The 1,217-nt window shown below is 33.6% G+C and carries 1 protein-coding gene; it reads right to left on the reverse strand.

Features of this window, described 5'->3' with window-relative positions; all coding sequences use genetic code 11:
- Nucleotides 1–29: 29 nt before the first annotated feature.
- On the reverse strand, nucleotides 30–1,022 hold the full coding sequence (locus tag OD803_RS14445; protein ID WP_262734059.1) for an IS110 family transposase: 993 nt from the start codon (nucleotides 1,020–1,022) through the stop codon (nucleotides 30–32).
- Between the last annotated feature and the right edge of the window lie 195 nt (nucleotides 1,023–1,217).

A 1,217-nucleotide genomic window follows, 5' to 3' on the forward strand; every position in this document is an offset into this window, starting at 1 on the left:
CGTATTCCAAGGTAAAAAACAAGTTTTTTTTAGAAATTTACTGCTGCTATATTTACAAAGGGAGTACCTCTTTTAATTACTGCAAAACTGCGTGCTAAAATTTTATTTCTAACGTTGTTTAATGCAATCATTTTATGTTTGCCTTCCTCTAACTTTCTGTGATAATAATTCTTTAACTCCTGATCAGACTGTATCGCTGAAACAGCAGCCATACTTAATAATGTCTTCATTTTTCTATCGCCTATATAGTGGCTTTGTTTTCGTCGCCTAATAGAGCTTCCTGAGCTATATTCAAATGGGGCGATTCCACAATAACTTGAAAATGAACGCCAGTTATTAAATTTCATAAAATTGGATGTATGATAAAGTAATTGACAACTTAATATCAGACCTACTCCTTTTACTGTCCTTAACAACTCATAGTTGTGCTGTAACTTATCATCTGTCTTTAATAATTCTTTCATACGTTTCTCTATAGATAATACTTGCTTATCAATGTACTTTATTGAGCGTTCTAATATCTTACAACAAGGGTCTGTTGACGGACTTGAAAGCAAATGCTTTTGCTCTTTTAAAGTAGATTTTAAACCACTACGATCTCTCACCATTTGATCTCGTAAAGCTAAAAGCCTACCAATCTCTTGAAACTCTTTTGGCTTTACATTACTGGGTTCTAATTCTTCTCGGTACATCCATCCAAATCGGGCAATCATGTAGGAATCTAGTTTATCTGTCTTCTCTCTAGCAAGACCTGTACTACGTTTAATTCGCATAGGGCTTTCTTCTACATAAATAAGTGATAGCGAAGACAAAAAAACCGATAGCTTTAAGGAATAATTCCCTGTATTTTCAAAACAGAAAAAATACTCTGATGTTTCTAAATGACGTTTACTCCATCGGATAAGCTCTTTATATCCCTCTTCATCATTTGAAAATACTGCATGTTGCCTACTGTGGTATAAGGTGGCATCAATGGTCTTTTTTGATACATCAATCCCAATCACATCTCTTACTTTTTTCATATATTTAAAAAATTAATGATTAATGACGTTTTGCAACTATTTCCTTTAATGAGCCATAGTGGCTAGGTATTCCAAGTAGTTCAACTAAACGTCGTGCAAGAAGTAGAGAGGACTATTACGTGTAATAGGTATTACCTAAAGACCGTTCGAGTTCTCCTCTCTACTCTTGTTAAATTTAATAATATCAAAGTAAAG

This window comes from Gaetbulibacter sp. NE (assembly GCF_025548475.1).
GTDB classification, from domain to species: Bacteria; Bacteroidota; Bacteroidia; order Flavobacteriales; family Flavobacteriaceae; genus Gaetbulibacter_B; species Gaetbulibacter_B jejuensis.